The following is a 19,750-nucleotide window of genomic DNA, read 5'->3' as shown; positions in this document are numbered from 1 at the left end:
CACCGTCGAGTCGTGGGGCAGTCCGCCGGCTCTGGGCCGAAACAGGACCGTTCCGGTGTGGATTGCGCCGGTTCGTCCGGGGACTATGCTCTTCACCCCACAGCGGGGCAGCGAGGTCGTGCCTGGCCTTGCCCCGCGTGTCGGTCCGGGGGTCATGCCGGGGGTGGTCGCGACTCCACCTGTCCGGTTGGTGTGAAAAGTGGGGTCTTGACCGTCGAACGCCCGCTGTGGTCGTCTTCGGGAAACCCGTTTCCCATGGACCTCGTGTCGCTCGTCACCGCAATGCTCGCCGGCGAAGGAGAGACGCTGCCATGAAGGCTGCCATCGTGAGTGGTGCAGTTCGGTACGTCGCCGCAGGACTGGGCGCGGCTCTCGTGCTCATCGCCTGCGGCGCACCCGCGCCACCACCAGGAGCGGGCTTCAGCAGTATGACGGGAGGCAGGGAGGTCGAGGTTCCCGCGAAGCCGGCCCAGCCGGTCACGCTGAACATCCTCGACGTCGCCGGCGACCTGCAGTTCACCCAACCGATGATCGACGAGTTCGTCGAGGAGAACCCGGACATCGTGAGCCGGGTGACCTACTCCAAGTCACCCGCGCCCGAGCTCACCGGCAAGATCAGGGCCCAGCAGGACGCCGGGCGGGTCAACATCGATCTCGTCCTCACCGGCAACGACGGCCTGGCGGCCGGGATCTCCCAGGACCTCTGGATGCCACTGGTGCCCAAACACCAGATGCGGTTGACACACATGAACGACTATCTCCCCGCGGCGAGCAAGATGCAGTGGCTGGCCCAGGGCTACGGCGCCGTCGTGATGTACGACCCGTCCGGCCCGCTGCTGGAGTACAACCCGGAGAAGGTCCCCAGTCCGCCCACAAACGCCGACGCACTGCTGGCGTGGGCGAAGGAACACCCGGGCCGGATGATGTACGCCCGACCCGCCAACTCCGGTCCGGGCCGGACGCTTCTGATGGGTCTGCCCTACATCCTCGGCGACAAGGACCCGAAAGACCCGGTGAAGGGCTGGGACAGGACCTGGGCCTACCTGAAGGAACTCGACAAGTACATCGAGTACTACCCGTCCGGTACGACCGAGACGATGAAGAACCTCGGCAACGGCAGCGTCGACCTCATCGCGTCGACGACCGGGTGGGACATCAACCCGAGGGTGCTGGGCACGGTGCCCAAGGAAGTCGAGATCGCTGCGCTCGACGGCTTCCACTGGATCACCGACGCCCACTACGCCGTCGTACCCCACGGCGTCTCCGTGCAGAAACAGGCGGCGATCCTGCTCCTGCTCGACCACATGCTGAGCGTGGAGCAGCAGGCGAAGATCTACGACGACGGCACGTTCCTGTTCGGTGCGGCGGTCAAGGGCGTGACGCTCGACATGGCACCGCCGGCGAGCCGAAAGATCCTCGAGGAGTTCGGCCGCCCCGAATACGACCAGCTCATCGCCGACCACCCCACCGAGACACCGCTCGACGCCGACGCACTCGTCAAGGCGTTCGACAAGTGGGACCGCCTCATCGGCGGGTCGAAAGTCAAGGAGTCATGAGTACCGACGCTCGGACCGACGGGTTCGAAGGACTGACCCTCGAACGCGTGTCGCGCCGGTTCGGTGACTACACCGCACTCCACCGGCTCAACCTCACCATCAAGGCGGGCGAGTTCATCGCCCTGCTCGGCCCGTCCGGGTGCGGCAAGTCGACGGCGCTGAACTGCCTGGCCGGTCTGTTGCCGCTTTCCGGCGGCCGGATCTGGCTCGACGCCGAACGCATCGACACCGTTCCTTCGGAGCGGCGCGGCTTCGGGATGGTGTTCCAGAACTACGCGTTGTTCCCGCACATGTCCGTACGCAAGAACATCGGCTTCGGCCTTGCCATGCGCAAGATTCCCGACGCGGAGATCAAGCGCCGGGTCAACGACGCCCTCGCGCTCGTACGCCTGGAGGAGCACGCGAACAAGCTGCCCGACCAACTCTCCGGCGGCGAGCAGCAGCGGGTGGCGATCGCACGGGCGATCGTGCTCGAACCCGCGCTGGTGCTGATGGACGAGCCGTTGTCCAACCTCGATGCCCGGCTCCGGCTGGAGATGCGTACCGACATCCGCGGGCTCCACCAGTGGCTCGGGTTGACGACGATCTACGTCACGCACGACCAGGAGGAGGCGTTGTCGCTCGCCGACCGGCTGGTCGTTCTCCGCGAGGGGCGCACACAGCAGATCGGCACGCCGGAGCAGCTCTACAGCCAGCCCGCCAACCGTTACGTCGCCAACTTCATGGGTTACCGCAACGACTTCGAGCTACGGGTCCACGCGATCGACGGGCGCGGCGGTGTCCTCGTGGCGGGAAACGGATGGGCCCTGCATGGCGCCGCACAGGCCCGGCTCACGGTCGGCGACCCGGTGGTCGCGATGGCACGGCCCGAGGACCTGGTGGTCGTCCGGCCGGGCGGCGATCCGCGCGGTCCACAACCCGCGTGGGGAGCCCAACGGGCGCCGTCCCCCGAAGGCCGTCAGGGGCAGGGATCCTCGCCTGGGCATGAGGCCGGCCAGGGCCAGACCGGCGACGTTCCGACTTCTCCCCCGGGCGCACCCGGGGTGGAATCCCCGACCAACCAGTGGGGCGTCCACAACGGCATCGAAGTCCGCGTCGAGGTCTGCGAATACCAGGGACGCGAACTCGCCGTCGAAGGTCGGACACCGGACGGCACCCGGATCCACCTGCTGACCCCGCACCGGTTGGCGCCCGGCGACCGGGTTCAGGTGACGATCCGGCCGGAACGCCTCCTGGTCTATCCGTCGGGGACCCGCGATGACACGCCCCGAGGACGCCACCGGTGACCCACGACGAGCAGCTGACCATCGATGTGGACGACGACACCGGCGGCAAGCCGGCCCTTCGCCACCGGCTGGCCGAGCACGGCATCGACCGGGTGCTGCTCCTGCTGATCCCCGCCGCGTTGTTCTTCGGTGTGCTGTTCGTCTATCCGTTCCTCTATGGCGTGGGGCTGTCGTTCCAGCCGGAGACCGGCGGCAGGTTCGCCAACTTCGCGCGGTTCTGGGCAGACCGGCACCTGCGCGACACAGTTGCCACGACACTGTGGCTGGCCATCCCGGCGACGGCAGTCAACGTCCTCGCCTCCGTTCCGGTCGCGTACCGGCTGCGCGGTCGATTCCGTGGGAAGAGGTCGCTCACCACGCTGCTCGTCGTGCCCGTCACCCTCGGCACGGTCCTTACCGCGGAAGGGCTGTTGACCTACCTCGGGCCGACGGGGTGGTTCAATCGCACGCTGCGCACGCTTGGCCTCATCGACGAACCCCTGCAGCTGATCCACAACTACTGGGGCGTGTTCTTCTCCCTCGTCATCACGGGTTTCCCGTTCGCCTTTCTGTTGACGCTCTCCTATCTCACCGGCATCGACCCGACACTCGAACGCGCCGCCGCCACGCTCGGTGCCGGTCGCTGGCAACGCTTCCGCCACGTCACGCTGCCGCTGCTCGCGCCCGGGCTGGCGATCGTGTTCTGCCTCAACTTCGTTCTCGCGTTCTCGGTCTTCCCCTCCGCCGTGCTCGTCGGTGAGCCCGCCGGGGAGACCCGCGTCATCGCCATCGCCGCCTACCAGGCGGCGTTCGAGCAGTACGACTACACCATGGCGGCGGCGATCACGATGGTCATGGGCGGCGTGGAGTTCGTCGTCATCGCGGCGATCCTCGTCTGGCGTTCCCGGCTCCACCGCGGTGCGACGAGGGGACGGGTGTGATGGTCACGCGCAGTACGGCAGCGATCCGCGCCACGGCGCGCCGGGAGCGCTCCGAACGCCGTTCCGCCCGGCGTCAACAGCGCTCCGACTTCCACCCGCCCCAGCGCGAGCGGCGCCGGCTCGTCGCCAGTCCACTCGGCTGGCTGGTCCTCGGCATCGTCGGCTTCTTCCTCGTCAACCTGGTTGGCGTCTTCGGCGCCGTCCTGGCGAGTTCCTTCGCCACCCGGTGGTTCGACACCTGGCTCCCGGAAGGCTGGACCACGCAGTGGTACACCCAGGCGTGGGAGGAGTTCGGGCTGCTGTACGTGCTCCTGGTGACGCTGGAGGTCTCCGCCGCGGTCGTGGGATTGTCGGCGCTGATCGGGGTGCCGGCGGCCTACGTGCTGGCCCGGCGGGACTTCCCCGGCAAGCGCCTGGTGATGTTGGCGTTCCTGCTGCCGATCGTGATCCCGCCGATGACCTACGGCGTGCCGCTCGCGACGGCGCTCTACAAGTACCACCTGGCGGGGACGCTCATCGGTGTGGTGCTCGCCAACCTCGTCCCCTCGGTGCCGTTCCTCATCCTGGTGCTCACGCCGTTCATCGAGCAGATCGACCCCAACATCGAGGCCGCGGCCAGAATGTGTGGAGCGACGACGTGGGACGTCCTGATCCGCATCCTGTGTCCCCTGCTCGCACCGGGGATCCTCGCCTCGTGCATCCTCGTACTCGTGCGGTCTGTCGGGATGTTCGAACTCACCTTCCTCACCGCAGGTCCAGGGTCGGAGACCCTGGTCGTGGCGTTGTACTACTCCATCTCGGCGGCGGGAATCCGCGCGCAGCAGTCCGTCGACGCGATGGCGGTCATCTACACCGGGTCGATGCTGGTCCTCCTCCTGATCGCCCTGAGGTTCGTCAACCCCACGCAACTCGTGGCCGAGGTCAAGGAAGCACCGCCGAAATGACGACAATCGTCGACGCCAGTGTCATCGTCAGCTGTCCGGGCCGTAACTTCGTCACCCTGAAGATTCGTACCGACGACGGCGTGTCCGGCGTGGGTGACGCGACGCTCAACGGACGCGAGCTCGCCGTCGCGAGCTATCTCCGCGACCACGTCTGCCCCCTGTTGATCGGACGGGACGCCCAGCGGATCGAGGACACCTGGCAGTACCTCTACAAGGGCGCGTACTGGCGGCGCGGTCCTGTCACGATGGCCGCGATCGCCGCCGTCGACACCGCCTTGTGGGACGTCAAGGGCAAGCTCGCCGGCCTGCCCGTCTACCAACTCCTCGGCGGCCGCAGCCGCGAAGGCGTCACGGTCTACGGCCACGCCAACGGCGAGTCGGTGGCTGAGGCCGTCGACGACGTGGCGCGGTTGGTCGACCTCGGCTACCGCGCGGTCCGGGTGCAGTGCGGCATTCCCGGCATCGAGAAGATGTACGGCGTGCACAAGGGTTCGACGCCGTACGAACCCGCCGGTGCCGGTGCGCGCCCGGTCGAGGCGACCTGGTCCACCCAGCGGTACCTCACCCACGTTCCCCAGCTCTTCGAGGCGGTCCGAGACCGGTTCGGGCCCGATCTCACCTTGTTGCACGACGTCCATCACCGGTTGACGCCGATCGAGGCGGCGCGGCTCGGCAAGCGGGTCGAGGACTACGCCCTGCACTGGTTGGAGGATCCGGTCCCGGCCGAGCTGCAGGAAGGATTCCGGCTGATCCGGACGCACACGACGACACCCATCGCCGTCGGCGAGGTCTTCAACTCGCTCTGGGACTGCCAGCATCTGGTCGCCGAACAACTCGTCGACTTCGTCCGCGCGACGGTCGTCCACGCGGGCGGGATCACCCACCTGCGGCGGATCTTCGACTACTGCGCGCTCTACCACGTGCGGTCGGGCTCGCACGGAGCGACCGACCTGTCGCCCGTGTGCATGGCCGCGGCGCTCCACCTCGACGTGGCCATCCCGAACTTCGGGCTACAGGAGTACATGCCCCACGCCGAGGTGACCGACGAGGTGTTCCCGCACAGCTACCGGTTCGCCGACGGCTACCTGCATCCCGGTGAGGAACCCGGGCTCGGCGTCGACATCGACGAGAAGCTCGCGGCCCGCTATCCGTACCAACCGGCCTACCTTCCGGTGAACCGGTTGACCGACGGCACCGTGCACAGCTGGTGAGCGGGCTCATGGCCTCCCCCGACGCGCTGCCACTGACAGGTGAACGCACCATGCCTGGCATCTGGCACGAGAACTACTGGTTCCGCCGACACGAGGTGGTCTACCACTGGGTGGCGGAGCAGTTCCTCGCGGCGGGGGCGGGACCGTCCTGGCGGGTGCTCGACGCGGGTGTTGGCGAGGGCTACGGCGCGGACCTGTTACGGCGTACGACCGGAGCCCGGGTGGCCGCACTCGACTACGACGCGGACGTGACGGCACACGTGCGCAGGACCTATCCGGACGTCCCGGTGCTGCGGGGCAACCTCGTGGCGCTGCCGTACGCCTCGCACGTGTTCGACGCGGTGGTCAGCCTGCAGACGATCGAGCACCTGTGGGACCAGCCGGCGTTCCTCGCCGAGTGCGTCCGCGTCACCCGGCCAGGCGGGCGCATCGTGCTCTCCACACCGAACCGGTTGACGTTCCCACCGGGGAACATCTGCCACGCACATGAGCTCGTCGGCAGTGAGCTTCGCGCGTTGCTGGAACGAGCCGGGCTCGAGTCGACGACGGTCGCCGGTCTCCACCACGGCGAACGGATCCTCGCCTGGGAGCACCGACACGGCGACCTCGTCAAGGCCCAGCTCGCCGATCCGCCCGAAGACTGGTCGCCCGAGCTGGCGGCCTTCGTCACCAGCCTCGTCGACGAGGACTTTCACCTGCGAGCCGGGATCGGCGAAGGCGCCGACCTCGACGCCGCGCTCGACCTGCTGTCGGTCGCGAACGTCTCCTCCTGAGGACGGTCAGGGGCGGACGACGCGCTCCACGACGCGTCCGACGACGAGGTAGACCGCCGCGGCGATCCCCCAGTTGACGAGGGTCTGCTTCATCGCGTCGGCGAAGGTGAAGACGTCTGCGAACGGCCCGTCGAGCCGGCCCGCCAAGCCCAGGACCGCGGCCACGATCTCGTTGTCCTGATTGGCTTCCAACGCCGTGAGGATCGCGCCGAGCGCCATGACGAGGGCCGCCAGCACGGCGACCGCGAAGACCACGGTCGCCACCATCTCGCGCACCTTCCCGACCAGAGAGCCGGTCGGGCGCTTCCGGTCCCCCGGCGTACGCCGGCCGTCCGCACGCCCCGATGACGGTGCTGACGGTGACGGTGCTGACGGTGACAGTGCCGCCGAAGCCTCCTGCGCCGCCTCGTCAGGCGCGGGCGCTGGTTCGGCGGTGGTGGGTTCTGCTGACACGTTGCTGTCTGCTGTGGTGCTGCGCGCGTTGTCCGGCACGGCCGCTCCCCTCGACGACACCTCGAGGGTAGGGCACCAAGCCGGTTCACGGACCCTCGCGACGCGTCAGATGTCAGAACCGACCACCTCCGGGGACTCCGCGTGGCCTACGGGTCGAGGCCCTTGTCCTCCAGCCAGTCCTCCGGATCGATCGTGTCGTAGAGACCACCGTTGTCCGGGCGTACCTCGAGGTGCAGGTGTGGTCCGGTCGCGTTGCCGGTCGCGCCGATGTAGCCGATCACGGTGCCGGCGTCGACGCTGCCGGATGACCTCTCGAAGCGTGACATGTGGCCGTAGAGCGTGACGGTGCCGTTGGGGTGCAGCACCTTGATCCTGTTGCCGTAGGCGCCGTCCCACCCGGACGCGATGATCTCTCCCGAGCCCACCGCGCGAATGGGTGTGCCGCTCGGCGCGGCGAAGTCCAGTCCGTGGTGCGACGACGCCCAACGGTTTCCGCTTGCCCCGAAGCGACCGGTGAGGTGGTACGACTCCACCGGAAGGACCCAGTCAGGCTTCCTGGCCGCTTTCACCGCCCCACGCTTCGCGGCAGCCTTCCTCGCTGCCGCCTTCCTCGCTGCCGCCTTCTTCGCCGCGGCCTTCCTCGCTGCCGCCTTCCTCGCTGCCGCCTTCCTCGCTGCCGCCTTCTTCGCCGCGGCCGTCTTCGCCGCGACCTTGGATGCCGCATGCTTCGCGTCGGCCCTCGAACGTCCGGCCCGCTCGCGAGCGGCCCGGGCGCGAGCAGCATCGCGGGCGAGGTGGACATCCGCCCCCGCGGCACGTTCCCCCGTGCCCGAGGCAGCGGCCGGCTGCGGTGTCGCGGACGTTCCACCGACCGCCACAGCCGTTCCCACACCGGCACCGCACACCGCGAGTGCCGTCGCCACCATCGTCAACGGAATCTTGCGCCAACGAAATGTCCACAGAGTGCGAATACGCCGCAAGAAGGACTCCACAACGGTTACCTCGAAAACGTAGACGGCACACCTGTTCGCCCTTTCGAGACGAAATGTGCCGTGCCCAGCGGTGGGCGTGGGGTCGCCAATGAATCGGCGGTCTTCGACCGCGCCCCCGGTGTGCAGGCGCCCAGGCGGACTCTGTTTCTCTGGCCGGGTGAGAGAAGAGATGCACGCACGTCGACACCGACGTTGGTGCCGAATTCCGCTCACCGGCCGCGGACAGTCCTAACAGAGGACTTTTCGCCATGCCAGCCCTGCGCTGGTGCGCACCTACGATTCCCGCTCGTAGTCGGAGTGGAAATACGTGCGTTAAAGTCGAGCGCCGCGGCACCGAAAAGCCGCGGCCGCAATTCACGCAGGTGCAATGTCACGCCTGGCCGGGCTAGGTAGTTCGTCCATGCCTGGTTGGCGGGATGCGTCGATAACGGGATTTATCCGCGAAGTACGAATCGGCGTCGAACCCGCGAGCATCCGTACGATGATCCGTAGGAGCAATATTTGTGGCGTGACACGGATCACAGCACTCGGACGTTATCCATCAAGGACACGTCGGATCTCTGCCCGATGATCCGAGGTGTCTCCGACACATTTCCGCCCAACCTGCGGGAAAGGATGGCGGGATGCCCCGATTTGGACAGCTCGAAGAACAGGTAATGCTGCGCGTGTGGGCGGCCGACCACCCGGTTCAGGTGCGCGAGGTTCGGGAAGCGTTGCTGCCTGACCGGAGTCTCGCCCACACCACCGTGATGACCGTTCTCGACAAGCTTTTCCGCAAAGGGTGGTTGCGCCGCGAGACCAATGGTCGGGCTTACCGCTATTCGCCGGTCATGTCCCGGGAGTCCTACACCGCCGCGCTCATGCACGAGGCGTGGTCGGCGGCGGAGAATCCGGCGGCCGCCCTCGTCTACTTCATCGAGGCGATGAACGCGGACCAGACAGACGCGCTTCGTGATGCGCTGCGGGTCGTCCTGCCCGCACCGAACGGGAGCACGGACTCCGACACCACCGTCCACGAGACCATCGTCAACGACCCGACCCTCCACGACCCCACCGTCAGCGGCCCTGCGGACCACGGCGCCACCCGGCCCTGACCCGCGGTGCCCAGCCCACGGCGAGCGACCTACGGTCCGCCGACCCCGCGGGCCTTCGCCGCCGCCTCTTCCGCGCCCCGGGCCAGACCTTCGAGATACTCCCGGTGACTCGCCTCCGCCGCGTGGACAGCACGTCGGTCCTTCACGAAGCGCGCCGGCACACCAGCGACGATCGCGTAGTCGGGTATCTCGCCGCGCACCACCGCGTGTGCGCCGACCACGACACCCGTCCCGACAAAGCTTCCGCGGAGAACCGTCGCCTTCGTTCCCAGCCAGCAGTTCGGCCCGATGCGTACGGGCGACTTGACGAGGCCCTGGTCCTTGATGGGAGCGGCGAGGTCACTCGTCACATGGTCGAAGTCGACGACGTAGCACCAGTCCGCGATCAGGCTCGCGGCGCCGATCTCGATGTCCAGATAACAGTTGACCGTCACGTCGCGGCCGAACACGCACTTGTCTGCGACCCGGAGCGTTCCCTCGTGGGCGTGCAATCTGGTGCCGTCGCCCAGGTGGACGAAGCGCCCGAGCACCAGACGTCCATATCCCTTGCGTACCTGCAGATCCACCCGCCGACCGAGGAAAACGAACCCTTCGGTGATGACACCGCGATGCCTGATCCGCAGCAGCAGAAAGCGCCAGTAGCGCACCAGGTGGTACGGCGTGAAGGCGCGATGGCGGATGACCCAACGCAGGCTGGCGAGGGTGAGGAACCTGGCCTGGCGCGGATCTCGGACGCGGCATCGCACGGCATCCGACCCTACGACGCCGGCACGCCACACGTGCACCCGACACGAGTGCGTCGTGCCAAAAGCAGGTTCGGCTTCGACGGGTGCCGAGATGAGCAGCCGAGATGAGCAAGGGCCCGCGGGAAGGAATCCCGCGGGCCCTTGACCAAGAGCAGTTGCTCCTCTGGTGGCCTAACTCAGATCACGCGAACGTGGTCAGACAGTGCGGACGTTCTCGGCCTGCGGACCCTTCGGGCCCTGCACGACGTCGAACTCCACCCGCTGGTCCTCGTCCAGGCTGCGGTAGCCGTCGGCGACGATCGCGGAAAAGTGGACGAAGACGTCCTGACCGCCGTCGACGGAGATGAAGCCGAAGCCCTTGTCAGCGTTGAACCACTTGACGGTCCCTTGCGCCATGTTCCTGATTTCCCCTCGCGGAGACGTTGGTGCAGTGCCCGAACCTCACGAGCACCGAGTCGCCACGGGGGTCCTATCCCCGCGTGTCGAATCCCGCGGACGAAGAGTTTGACGCGGCCGGTCACAGGAGGCTGTCACCGGCGCACATTGCACACTTCGACGTACGTCTTGTCGAAACGACGAACGACCGCCGAGGACGGTACCACGGGTGAGCGCCCTGTGACCATGGTCCCTGTTTGACCGGTAGCGCACGAAATCTCCCGTTAAGGTCGTACGCCGGTGATCGACACGTTGTAGTACAACTCGTCCGGGACGAGTGGCTTCAACCACCTGTCGACCGTGCAGAGCCGCCGCCAGCTGCGGTAGGCGAAGCTCGCCCAGCCCCACCCCAGGCGCCCCGGTTTGACCGCGTGCTCGAAGGTGCGGACCGGCCAGCCGAACCATGCCGCGGTCAGCTCGTCGGTGACGGTACGCACGTCCACCGCGCCCGCCCGCGCGGCCATCCGCGCGAGGGTGTCGGGATCGAAGGTGTGCAGATCGACGACCGCCTCCAACGCGGCGGCCCGGGAGGACTCGTCGAGCTCCTCCTGGGGCCGCGCCCACGCCTCGCGCAGGGCCGGCAGCCGGGTCACCCGCGTCGCCGCCCACCAGGTCGCCTGGGACAGCTTGCGGGCGACGCGGTCGCCGTACCGCGTCGGCTCTCCGCAGATCACGAACCGGCCCCCCGGTCTGAGGACCCGCAGCATCTCGCGGAACGCCTCCTCGACGTCGGGGATGTGGTGGATGACCGCGTGCCCGATCACGAGGTCGAACGTCTCGTCGGGGTAGGGCAGACCCTCGGCGTCGGCAACCCGGCCCTCGACCTCGAAGCCCAGCCGGCGGGCGTTGCGCTTGGTCGCCTCGACCATGCCGGGCGAGAGGTCCGTGACGCGCGCGGCGTCCAGAACGCCAGCCTGCTTGAGGTTCAGCGTGAAGAAGCCGGTGCCGCAGCCGACCTCGAGCGACGTCGCGTAGGGCCAGCCGGCCGCACCCGCGACGGCGACGAACCGGTCGCGGGCATAGCTGATGCAGCGTTCGTCGAACGAGATCGACCACTTGTCGTCGTAGGTCTGCGCCTCCCAGTCGTGATAGAGGACGTTGGCCAGCTTGGGATCGCCCCAGGCGGCCTCGACCTCTTCGGCGCTGGCGTTGGGGTTGGGATTGGGCGTGGGACCGCCCGTGGACCTCGAGTGCTCGGAGCGTGCCATCGGGTCCTCCTCAGCGTCCGGTGAAGGTCGGTGTGGACTTCTCCACGAACGCCGACATGCCGATCCGGCGGTCCTCGGTCGCGAAGAGCGCGGCGAAGTTCTGGCGTTCGATCTCGAGGCCGGTGGCGAGGTCGACGTCGAGGCCGTGGTCGATCGCGGCCTTGGCCGCCCGCAACGCCTGCGCCGGCCCGCCGACGAACTGGGCCGCCCATGCCCGCGCGGCGGCGTAGACGGACGCGCCCGCCGTGTCGGGTTCGGCAGCTGGATCGGTCTCGACCACCTCGTCGACCAACCCGATCGCGTGAGCGTGCTGAGCGTCGATGAGACGCCCGGTGAAGATCAGGTCCTTCGCCTTGGCCGGTCCCACCAGGCGGGCAAGTCGCTGGGTGCCGCCCGCGCCCGGAATGATGCCGAGCTTGATCTCAGGCTGGCCGAGCTTGGCCGTGCTCGCCGCCACCCGGTGGTCCGCGGTGAGAGCAAGCTCACAGCCGCCGCCGAGTGCGTAGCCGTTGATCGCGGCCACGACCGGCTTCGGAATCCGCGCCACCGCGTCGAACGACGACGTGAGCCCGTGGGACCGGATCGCCATGTCGGAGTAGGACATGTCGATCATCTCTTTGATGTCCGCCCCGGCGGCGAACACCTTCTCGCCTCCGTAGAGAACAACCGCGGCGACATCGGCACGCCCGGTGGCTTCGGCAGCGGCCGCCCGGATCTGTTCCTGCATCGCCGTGTCGAGCGCGTTCATCGGCGGTCGATCCAACCTGATCGTGCCGATGCCGTTGTCGACCTGCAGGCGTACGAATGCGTCCACGCGCGAAGCCTTCCTCTCGTTGTCCGGATCCGGCATCGCGGCGAGCCTAGCTCCCGCGGCGGACGCATTGTCCATTTCGCGGACCATCCGCCGAGCCGTGTTCCGGCGCGAGGCCAGCAACGGTACGAGACGAGACAGTTGTATGTGGCAAGTATATTCTTGGGTGGGCCAGATCGCTTTCGCCTCACGACAGGAGCGTTGACCACCGGATGAGCGCGACCGGCTCACAACCTGCGTCAGAACCGCCCACCACAACTACATCTGGCACAACTCCACAAAGCACTGAACGGCCTTCGTTCAGCCACAAGCAGATCATCGAGATCGTCTGGGCCCTTCTGCTGTGCCTCTTCGTCACCTCGCTTTCAGCGACCGTCGTCGGCACCGCCCTCCCCACGATCGTCGGCGATCTCGGCGGCCAGGACCAACTCGCCTGGGTCGCGAGCGCCACTCTCCTCACCACCACGGTCTCAACCCCCTTGTGGGGAAAGATTTCCGACCTCTATGGCCGCAAACCGCTCATGCAGATCGCGATCGCGGTCTTCGTCGTGACCTCGCTCTTCGCCGGCCTCTCGCAGACGATGGGCGAACTCATCGCCGCCCGCGCCGCACAGGGCGTAGGCATGGGCGGCGTGATCGCCCTGTCGCAGACGATCATGGCCGACATCGTGAGCCCTCGAGAGCGCGGTCGCTATGCCGGGTATCTCGGTGCGTCGTTCGGCGTCGCCACCGTGGCCGGTCCACTCATCGGCGGTTTCCTCGTCGACGGTCCGGGCTGGCGCTGGTGCTTCTACGTCGGTATCCCGATCGCCGTCGTCGCCTCCCTGGTGCTGCAGAAGACCCTGCATCTTTCGTTCGTACGAAGGAAAACCCGGATCGACTGGCTCGGTGCGATGTTCATCACGGCGTCGGCGTCGGCACTGCTGTTGCTGCTCTCCCTTGCCGGACAGGAGTTCGCCTGGGTCTCGCCATGGTCCGCCGCGCTGGTGCTGGTGAGCCTGGTGAGCCTGGTCCTTGCGGTGCTCGTCGAGCGACGGGCGACCGAGCCGATCCTGCCGCCGCGGCTGTTCCGCAGTCCGACGTTCTGCCTCACCGGGATCGCGGCGTTCTTGGTGGGGGTCGCGATGTTCGGCGCGATGATCTACCTTCCGCAGTACCTCCAGGTCGTTCGCGGGAAGAGCCCCACCGTCTCGGGCCTGCTCACCATCCCGCTGGTGATCTGCATGCTGTCGGTGTCGATGGTGTGCGGCCGCGCGATCACCCGGTGGGGGCGCTGGAAGGTCTTCCCGCTGGTCGGGCTGCTCCTCGTCGCCACCGGGTCGGCCCTGCTGTCGACCCTGCGCGCGGACACCGACCTGGTGGCCGTCTGCGCCTACATGGCCGTCTTCGGTTGTGGGCTCGGCCTGACGATGCAGGTGCTCGTTCTCGCCGTCCAGAACACCTCCGAGGTCCGCGACCTGGGCATCGCCACGTCGTCGTCGACGTTCTTCCGCTCCATGGGAGGGGCCGTCGGCGTGGCGTTGTTCGGCGCGATCCTGACCTCGGGCGTCACCGCGTCGATTCCCGAGGTCCTGGCCAGGCGTGGTGCCCGGGCGCCGTCGGAGGACTCCCTGTCCTCGCACCTGGGTACACCTGCCGAGATCGGTGCCCTGCCCGAACCGCTGCGTACGGCGATCCGGGAGGGGTTCACGCTCGGGTTGGACCGGATCTATCTGCTCGCCGTACCCCTTGTGCTGCTGGCGTTCTTCGCCCTCCTCGCGGTGAAGGAGGTGCCGCTGCGGGGACGGGTTCCGGTAGCGGTCGACCTTTCCGGTGGCGTGGAGACCCCCGGTGGCGGAGCGATCTCGGAGTGTCGACACCACCCTTCCCACGCATGGCCCAATGCTGGAAGGATCCCACCCGAGCACGAGTAACGTCGCCGGCCCGAGGCCCGAAGGAGTGCCCCCATGCCCGAGGTCACCGCTGTCATCTCCCGAGCGAAGGACGCCCCTGTCACCCTGGAGACCATCCACGTGCCTGACCCGGGCCCAGGCGAGGCGCTGGTTCGCATCCAGGCGTGCGGGGTCTGCCACACCGACCTGCACTACAAGCAGGGCGGCATCGGCGACGACTACCCCTACCTGCTCGGACACGAGGCGGCCGGGATCGTCGAGGCGGTCGGTGACGACGTGGCCGACGTCGCCCCCGGCGACTTCGTGATCCTGAACTGGCGGGCCGTCTGCGGCCAGTGCCGGGCCTGCCGCCGCGGCCGGCCGTGGTACTGCTTCGCCACCCACAACGCCACCCAGAAGATGACCCTCGCCGACGGCACCCCGCTCTCGCCGGCCCTCGGCATCGGCGCCTTCGCCGAGAAGACGCTGGTGGCCGCCGGCCAGTGCACCAAGGTCGACCCGCAGACGCCAGCTACCGTCGCGGGGCTGCTCGGCTGCGGGGTCATGGCCGGCCTCGGCGCCGCCCTCAACACCGGCGGCGTCCAGCGCGGCGACTCGGTGGCCGTCTTCGGCTGCGGAGGCGTGGGCGACGCGGCGATCGCGGGCGCTGTCCTCGGTGGAGCGACCACGGTGATCGCGGTCGACGTCGACGACCGCAAGCTCGCGTGGGCCAAGGGGCTCGGCGCCACCCACACCGTCAACGGCCGGCAGGAGGACGCGGTCGAGCGGATCCGCGAGCTCACCGGCGGAAACGGCGTCGACCTCGCCATCGAGGCGATCGGCCTGCCCGAGACCTACAAGCAGGCGTTCTACGCACGGGACCTGGCCGGCACCGTCGTCCTGGTCGGCGTACCCACCCCGGACATGACGATCGAACTCCCGTTCCTCGACGTCTTCGGCCGTGGCGGCGCGCTCAAGTCGTCGTGGTACGGCGACTGCCTGCCCTCCCGCGACTTCCCCATGCTCATCGACCTGTACCGTCAGGGACGGCTCCCCCTGGACGCCTTCGTGAGCGAGGAGATCGGTATCGACGCGGTGGAAGCGGCCTTCGACAAGATGCACGCCGGAGAGGTCCTGCGTTCCGTGGTGGTGATCAAGTGAGCACGCCCAGCATCTCCGGCGCCGGCGGGGCGCGCATCGATCGGGTGGTCACGTCGGGGACCTTCAGCCTCGACGGCGGCACCTGGGAGGTCGACAACAACGTCTGGCTGGTCGGCGACGACAGCGAGGTGCTGGTCGTCGACCCCGCCCACGACGCTCCGGCCATCCTCGCCGCGGTCGGCGACCGCGACGTGACCGCCATCGTGTGTACGCACGGACACAACGACCACATCAGCGCCGCCGGGGATCTCTGGGACGCCACGAAGGCGCCGATCTGGCTGCACCCGGGCGACCGGATGCTGTGGGACACGGTCTATCCCGACATGGCACCCGGCGGCGAGCTCTCCGACGACCAGCGGTTCACCGTCGCCGGTGTCGAGATCCGCGCCCTCCACACCCCCGGCCACTCCCCCGGCAGTGTCAGCCTGCGGGCACGTGACCTCGACGCGGTGTTCACCGGTGACACGCTGTTCGCCGGCGGACCCGGTGCGACCGGTCGTTCGTACTCCGACTTCGAGACGATCATCGCGTCGATCCGCGACCGACTCTTCACGCTGCCGCTGGAGACGGTCGTCTACACCGGGCACGGTGACACGACGACGGTCGGTTCGGAGATCCCGCACCTGCAGGAGTGGATCGCCCGCGGCTGGTGACAGGCGGGGCGGCCCGCGGGCCTGACACCAACGCGCTGATGCTGCCGGCCTGCGCCGCAAATGACCACGCTGGGTATGCCTGTGAACCTGTGCCAGGCGTCGATGCATGTTCCAGGTGCCACAGGCATACCCAACGTGGTCATTGGTCTGCAGGTGCGCCCACCGCGGCAGCTATCCCGGGTGGGCTGTCTGTGCGATAGCAGCTGCTCCCCCGGACCTCCACAGGTGCCAGAAGCGCCCCAGTTGCAAAAGCGCCTGAGCTTTCCCTTGCGCGGCCGAAGGCGGCCGCCCGTGCGCTGGCCGATGGCGACGACGTACGGGCATTGCCAGACTCGGAAGGCGCAGAGGGAACGCGCCAGCGGAGGAGTGCGCATGAGCCAGCTCAGCACCGACCTGCGGTCCACGATCGAGTCGCAGGGCTATGTCGTCGTCCAAGGCGTCGTACCGCGCGCGGCGACGGAAGCAGTCGTCGCCGACATCTGGCGGCACACCGGGGCACGGCCCGACGACCCGGAGTCGTGGTACGCAAAGGGCATCGTCGCCCCTACCGGCATGATCGAGATGTACCACTACGCCTCGATGTGGAACACGCGCCAGCACGAACGGGTCCACGCGGTCTTCGCAGAGATCTTCGGCACCGAGCGGCTGTGGGTGAGTCTCGACCGGGCCAACCTCAAGCCGCCGGTGCATCCGGACCATCCGGACTACGACCACAAGGGATTCATCCACTGGGATGCCGACATCGCGGCGTACCCCGACGTGCCGTTCCGGGTGCAGGGCGTGCTGGCGCTCGTCGACACCGACGAGGCGATGGGTGGCTTCCAGTGCGTACCGGAGATCTACCAGGATCTCGCCGGCTACCTCGAACGCCATCCACCAAAGGACGGCTCACGGGTGCCGGACCTCTCCGGCTACGAGGTCACCAAGATCCCGCTGAGTGCCGGGGACATGGTGATCTGGACCAACCTGCTACCGCACGGAAACGGACACAACACCTCCGACCGACCGCGGCTCGCACAGTACATCTCGATGGGTCCCGCACCCACGGACGACGAGAAGCAGGACTACCGCGACCACCGTGTCACCGTGTGGCGGGAGAACCGGGCACCGACCGAAGGCGGGTCACCGTTCCCCGGCGACCCGCGCCGGATCGAGGAGGCGCGTACGCAACCCGCACCGCTCACGTCACTCGGACGCAGGCTGCTCGGCGCCGACCCCTGGTAGGAGTGCGGTCCGGGGCGTCGGTGTCTCGGCGTTCTGGTGTGAGGGTGGCCCTCATCCAACGGGCGCTCGCTTGAGGGGCGCCCTCATCCAGTCCCTCGCGAGGTTGGCGCCGGCTCCGTCACGGCTTCCCCCGTCCGTGTGCGCTCCTGCGACGGTCGGGGCACATGTGCGCCTTTCTCGAGCGCGTTCGCTGTGGTGTCAGCCCCCTTGGACCGTTGCTCGACGAGACCGCCCGCTGCCTTGTCGAGGAAACGCAGGAGTTCCACCGGGAACGGCAGGACGACGGTGGAGTTCTTCTCCGCTGCGACTTCCACGATCGTCTGGAGCAGTCGTAGTTGGAGCGCGGCCGGCGTGTCCGACATCGCACCCGCGGCCGCCGAAAGCTTCTTCGAAGCCTGGAACTCCCCATCGGCGGTGATGATCCGCGACCGCCGCTCGCGCTCTGCCTCTGCCTGGCGTGACATCGACCGCTTCATCGTCTCCGGCAGGGCGACATCCTTGATCTCCACCCGGTCGATCGAGACTCCCCACCCGACGGCCGGGCTGTCGATCATCAGCGCGAGCCCTTCGTTGAGCCGCTCACGGTTGCACAGCAGGTCGTCGAGCTCGCTCTTGCCGATGATCGAACGCAGGGAGGTCTGCGCGACCTGGGCCACCGCAAACGTGTAGTCCTGCACCTCGACGCAGGCCCGGATCGGGTCCACGACGCGGAAGTAGACCACCGCGTCGACTCGCACGGTCACGTTGTCGCGAGTGATGCCTTCCTGGGCCGGCACTGGCATCGTCACGACCTGGATGTTGATCTTGTGCAGCCGGTCCACCACCGGAATGATCGCCGTCACCCCAGGGGTCCGCAGGTGGTCCTGGACCCGGCCGAGACGAAACACCACGCCTCGCTCGATCTGGCGTACGACGCGGACGCTGGCCGCGAGCCCGACCACGACGAACGCCAAGACCGTGAGGACGATCGCGAGCGCCATGCTGACCTCCTCGTCAGCAACCTGCCTCCACCCCCAAGCCTATGACGGGGTTCGGGTATCGCCGGCGCTCAGGCTCGCTTCCGCCGGTACTTTCACGGCAATCACCGCATTGCGGCCGGAGACGCAGCCGGACTCCGCGCGGGCTCCACCGGCACTCGCAGGCACTCCTGACGTGGCTGGCGGCGTCGGCGAGCTCAGCTCCTAGAGGCGTGGGGCGCCGTTGACCGGGAGAAGTACGGCGTAGAGCGACGTCGTGGCGCAGATGAAGAGCCGGTTGCACCGTGGGCCGCCGAACTCCACGTTGGCGACGGTCTCGGGCACCAGCACCTTGCCGATCAGGGTGCCGTCCGGGTCGTAGCAGTGCACACCGTCACCCGCGCTGGCCCAGATGCGGCCGCCGTCGTCGAGCCGGAACCCGTCGAAGAGGCCCTCCGTACACACCGCGAAGACGTCACCTCCCGACAGCGACGCACCATCGTCGGAGACGTCGAACACGCGCATGTGTCGCGGCCCGTCGGCCGCGTGCGTGGCACCGGTGTCGGAGATGTAGAGGCGCCGCTCGTCCACCGAGAAGGCCAGCCCGTTAGGGCGTACGAAGTCGTCGGCGACGATCCGCACCTCCCCCGTCGCGGGATCCCACCGGTAGACATGGCAGGCGCCGATCTCGCTCTCCGCCCGGTGGCCCTCGTAGTCGCTGTCGAGGCCGTACGCCGGATCGGTGAACCACACCGAGTCATCGGAACGGACCACGACGTCGTTGGGACTGTTGAACCGCTTGCCCTCGAACGTGTCCGCCAGGACGGTGACCGATCCATCGTGCTCGGTCCGGGTGACGCGCCGGTTGCCGTGTTCGCAGCTGACAAGGCGGCCTTGACGGTCGACCGTGTTGCCGTTGGAGAACCCCGCCGGCGTGCGGAAGACGCCGACCTTGCCGCTGGTCTCGTCCCACCGGAGTTGGCGGTCGTTCGGAATGTCGCTCCAGACGAGGTAGCGTCCCGCCGCGAAGTAGGCCGGCCCCTCCGCCCACCGGCACCCTTCGTAGAGCTTCTCGAGTCGGGCACTGGTCTTGACGCATGAGGCGAAACGTTCATCGAGGATCTCGAAGGTCGGGGACGCGTCGGACATGCAAAAACCTCCAGCTCGGACGGGCACCACGCGGGGCAAAAGGCACCGTCACGGACGCTAGCGGGCCCTACCTTTCCGGCGCGAGAGGGTACGACGGCCGATCCAGGCTCGCCGGGCGCGAGAACTCGGCGCTCGGTGGTGACCGGCTCTCCGGGGGACGGGATGATCACCTCCGGCGGGTGTCAGGGACGAAACTCGGGAGGTGGTACGGCGGACGCCTATAATTTCGGTGCGCCGCGACCTGGCCAACCAGGCGCGGACGGTGCCGCGCAGGCGGCACACCGGCATGCCCTCGCCGCCGTGAGGG

The 19,750-nt window shown here is 68.1% G+C and carries 19 protein-coding genes; 11 read left to right on the top strand and 8 right to left on the bottom strand.

Annotation, left to right across the window (positions count from 1 at the left end):
* Positions 1-311 precede the first annotated feature (311 nt).
* From ABN028_RS17850 to ABN028_RS17825, 6 genes are read left to right on the top strand one after another with little or no spacing between them, the layout of a single operon-like run.
* On the top strand, positions 312-1,556 hold the full coding sequence (locus ABN028_RS17850) for an extracellular solute-binding protein (RefSeq protein ID WP_349697348.1): 1,245 nt from the start codon (positions 312-314) through the stop codon (positions 1,554-1,556).
* The gene (locus tag ABN028_RS17845; protein ID WP_349326196.1) at positions 1,553-2,842 is read left to right on the top strand and encodes an ABC transporter ATP-binding protein; all 1,290 of its coding nucleotides are present in this window, start codon (positions 1,553-1,555) and stop codon (positions 2,840-2,842) included. Before ABN028_RS17850 ends, ABN028_RS17845 begins: the two co-directional genes overlap by 4 nt.
* On the top strand, positions 2,839-3,762 hold the full coding sequence (locus tag ABN028_RS17840; protein ID WP_349697347.1) for an ABC transporter permease: 924 nt from the start codon (positions 2,839-2,841) through the stop codon (positions 3,760-3,762). The genes ABN028_RS17845 and ABN028_RS17840 overlap by 4 nt, the downstream gene beginning before the upstream one ends.
* Positions 3,762-4,706, top strand: a complete 945-nt coding sequence (locus tag ABN028_RS17835; RefSeq protein ID WP_349690701.1) for an ABC transporter permease — start codon at positions 3,762-3,764, stop codon at positions 4,704-4,706. The genes ABN028_RS17840 and ABN028_RS17835 overlap by 1 nt, the downstream gene beginning before the upstream one ends.
* The gene (gene manD, locus ABN028_RS17830; RefSeq protein ID WP_349697346.1) at positions 4,703-5,917 is read left to right on the top strand and encodes a D-mannonate dehydratase ManD; all 1,215 of its coding nucleotides are present in this window, start codon (positions 4,703-4,705) and stop codon (positions 5,915-5,917) included. Before ABN028_RS17835 ends, manD begins: the two co-directional genes overlap by 4 nt.
* On the top strand, positions 5,914-6,690 hold the full coding sequence (locus tag ABN028_RS17825) for a class I SAM-dependent methyltransferase (RefSeq protein ID WP_349326192.1): 777 nt from the start codon (positions 5,914-5,916) through the stop codon (positions 6,688-6,690). Before manD ends, ABN028_RS17825 begins: the two co-directional genes overlap by 4 nt.
* A gap of 6 nt (positions 6,691-6,696) precedes the next feature.
* Here ABN028_RS17825 and ABN028_RS17820 read toward each other — a convergent pair whose 3' ends face one another.
* Entirely contained in the window at positions 6,697-7,182 is a 486-nt protein-coding gene (locus ABN028_RS17820) for a hypothetical protein (protein ID WP_349326191.1), read from the bottom strand.
* Positions 7,183-7,289: 107 nt separating this feature from the next.
* Positions 7,290-8,135: a M23 family metallopeptidase gene (locus ABN028_RS17815; RefSeq protein ID WP_349697345.1), complete on the bottom strand. Its 846-nt coding sequence runs from the start codon at positions 8,133-8,135 to the stop codon at positions 7,290-7,292.
* Between the two features lie 623 nt (positions 8,136-8,758).
* On the opposite strand from ABN028_RS17815, the gene ABN028_RS17810 reads away from it, so the two are divergent.
* A complete protein-coding gene (locus tag ABN028_RS17810; protein WP_349326189.1) occupies positions 8,759-9,229 on the top strand; it encodes a BlaI/MecI/CopY family transcriptional regulator in 471 nt (156 codons plus the stop codon).
* Between the two features lie 29 nt (positions 9,230-9,258).
* On the opposite strand, the gene ABN028_RS17805 is transcribed toward ABN028_RS17810, so the two are convergent.
* The 4 genes from ABN028_RS17805 to ABN028_RS17790 all read right to left on the bottom strand — a co-directional run bounded on the left by ABN028_RS17805 (position 9,259) and on the right by ABN028_RS17790 (position 12,468).
* Positions 9,259-9,975: an acyltransferase gene (locus tag ABN028_RS17805; RefSeq protein ID WP_349697344.1), complete on the bottom strand. Its 717-nt coding sequence runs from the start codon at positions 9,973-9,975 to the stop codon at positions 9,259-9,261.
* Between the two features lie 195 nt (positions 9,976-10,170).
* A complete protein-coding gene (locus ABN028_RS17800; RefSeq protein ID WP_092656270.1) occupies positions 10,171-10,371 on the bottom strand; it encodes a cold-shock protein in 201 nt (66 codons plus the stop codon).
* Positions 10,372-10,634: 263 nt separating this feature from the next.
* Positions 10,635-11,618, bottom strand: coding sequence for a class I SAM-dependent methyltransferase (locus tag ABN028_RS17795; RefSeq protein WP_349697343.1), 984 nt, complete (start codon positions 11,616-11,618; stop codon positions 10,635-10,637).
* Positions 11,619-11,628: 10 nt separating this feature from the next.
* Positions 11,629-12,468: an enoyl-CoA hydratase/isomerase family protein gene (locus ABN028_RS17790; RefSeq protein WP_502877532.1), complete on the bottom strand. Its 840-nt coding sequence runs from the start codon at positions 12,466-12,468 to the stop codon at positions 11,629-11,631.
* A 173-nt stretch (positions 12,469-12,641) separates the two neighbouring features.
* Between ABN028_RS17790 and ABN028_RS17785 the strand changes: the two genes are divergently transcribed.
* The 4 genes from ABN028_RS17785 to ABN028_RS17770 all read left to right on the top strand — a co-directional run bounded on the left by ABN028_RS17785 (position 12,642) and on the right by ABN028_RS17770 (position 17,338).
* A complete protein-coding gene (locus tag ABN028_RS17785) occupies positions 12,642-14,342 on the top strand; it encodes an MDR family MFS transporter (RefSeq protein ID WP_349697342.1) in 1,701 nt (566 codons plus the stop codon).
* Positions 14,343-14,375: 33 nt separating this feature from the next.
* Complete coding sequence (locus ABN028_RS17780) at positions 14,376-15,461, top strand: S-(hydroxymethyl)mycothiol dehydrogenase (RefSeq protein ID WP_349697341.1); 1,086 nt, start codon at positions 14,376-14,378, stop codon at positions 15,459-15,461.
* Positions 15,458-16,114 (top strand): MBL fold metallo-hydrolase, encoded by a 657-nt coding sequence (locus ABN028_RS17775; RefSeq protein ID WP_349326184.1) that lies wholly within the window; start codon positions 15,458-15,460, stop codon positions 16,112-16,114. Before ABN028_RS17780 ends, ABN028_RS17775 begins: the two co-directional genes overlap by 4 nt.
* A 372-nt stretch (positions 16,115-16,486) precedes the next feature.
* Positions 16,487-17,338 carry a phytanoyl-CoA dioxygenase family protein gene (locus ABN028_RS17770; RefSeq protein WP_349326183.1) on the top strand — a complete coding sequence of 284 codons (852 nt, stop codon included), beginning with the start codon at positions 16,487-16,489 and terminating at the stop codon, positions 17,336-17,338.
* A gap of 83 nt (positions 17,339-17,421) precedes the next feature.
* Here ABN028_RS17770 and ABN028_RS17765 read toward each other — a convergent pair whose 3' ends face one another.
* Both ABN028_RS17765 and ABN028_RS17760 read right to left on the bottom strand, forming a co-directional pair.
* Positions 17,422-18,318 (bottom strand): slipin family protein, encoded by an 897-nt coding sequence (locus ABN028_RS17765; protein ID WP_349326182.1) that lies wholly within the window; start codon positions 18,316-18,318, stop codon positions 17,422-17,424.
* A gap of 201 nt (positions 18,319-18,519) precedes the next feature.
* Positions 18,520-19,443: an SMP-30/gluconolactonase/LRE family protein gene (locus ABN028_RS17760; protein ID WP_349326181.1), complete on the bottom strand. Its 924-nt coding sequence runs from the start codon at positions 19,441-19,443 to the stop codon at positions 18,520-18,522.
* Positions 19,444-19,750 lie beyond the last annotated feature (307 nt).

The organism is Actinopolymorpha sp. B17G11 (assembly GCF_040196095.1).
Taxonomy (GTDB): Bacteria; Actinomycetota; Actinomycetes; order Propionibacteriales; family Actinopolymorphaceae; genus Thermasporomyces.
Note: the sequence above shows the minus strand (reverse complement) of the source record. Positions and strands in the feature narration are given on the sequence as shown.